This window comes from Pelotomaculum propionicicum, assembly GCF_004369225.1.
Lineage (GTDB): Bacteria > Bacillota > Desulfotomaculia > Desulfotomaculales > Pelotomaculaceae > Pelotomaculum_B > Pelotomaculum_B propionicicum.
Window position 1 is genome coordinate 1 of sequence record NZ_QFFZ01000091.1, and the last position, 4,750, is coordinate 4,750.

General features: G+C 41.8%; 4 protein-coding genes and 1 pseudogene. All 5 read left to right on the forward strand.

Annotation, left to right across the window (positions count from 1 at the left end; genetic code table 11):
• Window positions 1–181, forward strand: a pseudogene (locus tag Pmgp_RS20130) (hypothetical protein); the annotation flags it as partial.
• A gap of 76 nt (window positions 182–257) precedes the next feature.
• Window positions 258–1,043: a class I SAM-dependent methyltransferase gene (locus Pmgp_RS18685; protein WP_134216121.1), complete on the forward strand. Its 786-nt coding sequence runs from the start codon at window positions 258–260 to the stop codon at window positions 1,041–1,043.
• 341 nt (window positions 1,044–1,384) lie between these two features.
• Window positions 1,385–2,092, forward strand: coding sequence for a hypothetical protein (locus tag Pmgp_RS18690; protein ID WP_134216123.1), 708 nt, complete (start codon window positions 1,385–1,387; stop codon window positions 2,090–2,092).
• 107 nt (window positions 2,093–2,199) lie between these two features.
• Entirely contained in the window at window positions 2,200–2,736 is a 537-nt protein-coding gene (locus tag Pmgp_RS18695; protein ID WP_134216125.1) for a class I SAM-dependent methyltransferase, read from the forward strand.
• A 171-nt stretch (window positions 2,737–2,907) separates the two neighbouring features.
• Window positions 2,908–4,750, forward strand: a 1,843-nt coding sequence (locus tag Pmgp_RS18700) for a hypothetical protein (protein ID WP_427910056.1), incomplete at its 3' end; no start/stop codon positions are given.

The window sequence follows — 4,750 nt, forward strand, 5'->3', positions numbered from 1 at the left end:
GGAGCCTGATGTTGAACATGCCTCTTATTTTATGAAAAAACTTGTCACCGACAGTCATTTCTATCAAATAATCGGTTTGAGCGGGCAGAAAACCATCCATACAGAATATTCTCCAAAAGTAGTGGGCCGCATGATTAAAGAACGCCTGGAAAGGTTGAGCCGAGAAAAAAATAAGCCCTAATGATTGGCGGCTGCAAAATTGAATGAAGCCAGTTTAACCCATAAATCTTCTATCCGACCAATTCCGGGGGGTAAAAATGATTAAATATATTAAGAGTAAAGGAGTTGTTATGATAATGCATCCAGCAAATAGAATCCTTTCTATGGCAGGTTTGCGGCTGATAAAAGCATCGCCATCCAAAGTCCCTGGAGCGTTTTTAAGTAATTACAAAAAAAACCTGGAGAGGCTAAAAAAAGAGCCCGGTGCATTTAATGTTTTAGAACAAATGTACTATGATGCGGGAGACCACCCTGAAAATTACATTGATTATGAATGCATTTTCACTTCAAAGCACATAAACAAAATCAAGCCAAATAATATCCTGGATATAGGTTCTTATAGACATTTTTTGATTGGCTTACTTTCATATTATCCTGTAACATCCATTGACGTTAGAGAAAGGTTGCCATTATCTGATAATGAAACTGTTGTAACGTGTGATGCAAAAAAACTTGCAATTCCGGATAATAGTTTTGATATTGTCACCTCACTATGTGCCATAGAGCATTTTGGATTAGGGCGCTACGGAGATGAATTCGATGTTAATGCCGACAAAAAAGCTATTTCTGAAATGATACGAGTGATAAAACCAGGCGGTTATTTTATTTTTACAACTACTATAACGAACGCACCCCCATCCATCGTGTTTAACGCTCATAGAATATATAGCCATGATATGATTAAAAAATTCTGCTCTAATTTAATATTGATTGAAGAAATAGCATTTTCTCATAACATAAATGATTTTTGTGCCATAAATAAAGCTACAAGTGAGCCATATATTTGGGATGTTTATTGTGGCTGTTGGAGAAAACCAATATAGCAATAAATGATCGGATTTCTTACATGCCAGTATTATTGACCCTTTGTTTCCATATAATTTCAGGTTATTTTCAGTGCCAAATCTTTTTTCACGCCAATATATTAAATTATGTATTTATTCTACCGGTCTTGTATTTCAAAACCTGGATTGACGCAAGAGGTGGTTGTGACGACAAAAAATGATGTATCTCATACCCGGGGCCGTTTGTCCGGTACTTGAATGTGAGTGTGAGAGGAATTCCTGATGGCGAACATAATAGCTGCTGCTTTTTAAAACAGAAGAACATTATTTTCTGGATGAATTAATGAATCTGAATGATTTGTTGCAGAAGGGAATAAGTGATGTTAAATAATATTGAAATATACGAGTTTAATGTAATGTCTCAAAATGGTGAAGATGGAATTATTGAAGAAATATTTAACCGCATTGGAACAACTAATAAATATTTTGTTGAATTTGGTATTTCTGATGGCAGGGAATGTAATACAGGATACTTGGCCAGACATAAAGGCTGGTCCGGACTTATGATTGAGGGAAATTTCTTTTATTACCGGAAAGCATGCAGGTTCTATAAGAAGCATCCCATTAAAATAATTCATAGTTGGATAACTAAAGATAACATTAATGAGCTATTTACAAAAGGTGAAGTACCAAAGGAATTAGATTTACTATCCATTGATATTGATGGCAACGATTATTGGATTTGGGGGGAATTAATCAATTACAAACCAAGAGTTGTAGTTATCGAATATAATGCTTATCATGTTCCCCCCAAAAAATGGGTAATGGCTTACAATGAACACCATAAATGGGATGGGACAACGCACTTTGGAGCAAGCCTTACTTCTTATTCATTATTGGGCAAGAAATTAGGGTATTCATTAATAGGAACTGACAAAAAAGGTGTAAACGCCTTTTTTATAAGAAATGATCAATTAGAAAAAAGCAACTTTATAGAATTGCCTCCAGAGGCGGCTTATAATAATGCAAAATATGGTGCAATTAATGGCAATCATCCTTACAGAAATGGAGAATTTTTAGAGATTTAGAGGGTTACTTATATCGTTATGTAATATAGCGGATAAATTGAGGTTAGTGCGTAAGAAAGATAGATAATTGAGATAAACCAATTAATAAATGTAATTTAGGTGAAGGTATGATTTGCAATAAAAAAATATTAGACCTTGGCTGTGGCCCTAATAAAATCCCAGGAGCAATAGGAGTTGATCTGCGGCCTGGGCCAAACGTGGATGTTGTGCACGATCTTGATATTTACCCTTGGCCATTTAAGGATAATGAATTTGATCTGATTTGCGCCAGCCACATCATGGAGCATCTTGAGGATGTGGTGCGTGCCGTTGAAGAGATACATAGAATAACCAGACCAGGCGGGGTTGCCCAAGTGCTGGTGCCGCATTTCAGTTGCAGCGATTTCTTTACTGATCCGACCCACAAACATGCTTTTTCCTCGCGCTCTTTCGACTATTTCGTAGAAGGAACACATCTCCGTACATTTAATTACTCGCCCGTACAATTTAAAAAACTCCAGGTGCAGTTGGTATTGCCTACCCGATACCCCTTTAAATTTATTTTGCGGCGGTTAATTAATCGTTACCCCACAATCTATGAGATGCAATTTGCTTTCATATTACCTGCTAATGTGATTATATTCGAACTTGAAATAGTAAAGTGATAAAGGGAAAGGCATTTCACGCTTCCCGCCCTGCCGCATATACGCCAGTCACGTAAAGTGTCTTCCTATTTTCAACCATTTCTCAGGAAGAGCTAATGTATTTGTAATAAAAGTGCGGGTATATGCCATTGACCATGTGGCAAAACAGCAATCTCATCAGGGGGACCATAAATGCCAGATACGGCCTTGTTTACCATTATTTCAAAGAACTACCTCGCATTTGCCAGGACCCTGTTGGCTTCAGTGCAGTATCATCACCCGGAATGGGAAAGATATGTCCTGCTGGTCGATGAGGTGGAAGGCAAATTTAATCCCCGTAGAGAACCTTTTCATCTGGTCCCGGTGGCTGAAATAGGTATTCCCGACCTCTACCCATTTCTTTTTCAGTACACCATTTTAGAAGTCAATACGGCAGCTAAACCCTGGATGTTTGAATGGCTCTTCCGGCAAGGACGGTATAAGTCTGTTATTTACCTCGATCCGGACGTTTTTGTCTATGACCGCCTGCGGGAGGTGGAAGAGTACTTGGATGCCGGCAAGCTCATGGTTCTGACGCCGCATCTAACCGGGCCGCTGGACGATGATAAAAAGCCGGACGAACTGAGTATTCTTCGGGCGGGAACATATAATCTCGGCTTTCTGGCACTTTCCAACCACCCCGAGACAGAGCGGTTCTTAAAATGGTGGCAGAAAAAACTGGAGCGAATGTGTGTGGTTGACTTCCCGAACGGCCTATTTGTCGATCAGAAATGGCTCGATCTGGCCCCGGGGATGTTTCCGGATGTTGAGATTCTGCGCCATCCCGGCTATAACGTAGCTTACTGGAATCTAAAACACAGGCATTTAACCAAGACTGGCAATAAATATATAGTCAATGGACAGAAACTGGTTTTCTATCATTTTAGCGGGATTGATCCGGAGGACGGCACCAACCTTTCTAAACACCAAAACCGTCTTCAACTGCAAAAGTTAAATCATGTCCGGGAACTGGCCAGGGAATATATTCAGCAGGTTTTGGCAAACGGGTACCGGGAGTGCCGTAAATGGGGCTACGCTTATGGCCGCTTTGAAGATGGCGCTTTGATTCCCGACCAGTTCCGTATGGCTTACCGGGATACTCTTCACCTCCGGGAAAAGTGCCTTGACAATCCGTTCCGGTTAAAAAACCTGTTTTTAACCCTGCCAGTTGAGGAAGACATTGCTGCAATCCGGCATCCTCTGGTTACCCATACCATGTACCAGGCGTGGAAAAACGACGCTCTCCTAAAAACCCTTTTCCCAGAGCCCCTGGGGAAAAACCGTGTGGATTTTTGTCGCTGGTTCGTACTCAACGGCGCGCGAAAATTTTTATTACCGGAAGACTGGTTGGCCCCTATAAAAGAGCAACTCCGAGAGCAGCGGCAGGGCAGAGGTTTAGATATCCGTTTGCACCGTTTTTCCAGGCTCAAGTCTTTTTTATTCTGGAAAATTTATTGCCTGGCGCTGGCGGTAAACCGCAGGGCCGGCGCCAAAGTAAGCCTGCGGCTCAAAAAGAGCATTAATTGTTTTATTGCCAGACGAGCCTTTGTGCACAATGATTTTTTCGAAACAGTTGATAGCAGAACAGATCCGGTCCGCAGTTGGGAAGGAAAGCAGGAAAATCAGCCGCCCGGGGTCAACCTGACCGGCTATGTCAGGGCTGAAATGGGCATCGGGGAGTCCTGCCGGATGGCCGCAAATGCCCTGGATGCCGCCGGCATTCCTTTTGGAATCATTAACTTTGAGATTGGTAACTCTGCGAGAATGCGTGACCGCAGGTGGCGGCATAAAGAAGTTTCCCAGGCCCAATACGGGGTCAATATCTTTCATATTAACGCCGATCAGATGCCTATTGTCTTTAACCACCTAGGCCGGGATTTTTTTGACGGACGCTGCAACATTGGCTTCTGGCACTGGGAACTCCCGGAATTCCCCGAAGAGTGGGCCGGCAGCTTTAAGCTTGTCGATGAAGTATGGGTTCCATCCAGGTTCGTCC

What these genes read in the sequence shown, in the direction of transcription:
- Pmgp_RS18695 (WP_134216125.1), top strand. Translation starts at nt 2,200, where the DNA reads ATGATTTGCAATAAAAAAATATTAGACCTTGGCTGTGGCCCTAATAAA.
- Pmgp_RS18690 (WP_134216123.1), top strand. Translation starts at nt 1,385, where the DNA reads ATGTTAAATAATATTGAAATATACGAGTTTAATGTAATGTCTCAAAAT.
- Pmgp_RS18685 (WP_134216121.1), top strand. Translation starts at nt 258, where the DNA reads ATGATTAAATATATTAAGAGTAAAGGAGTTGTTATGATAATGCATCCA.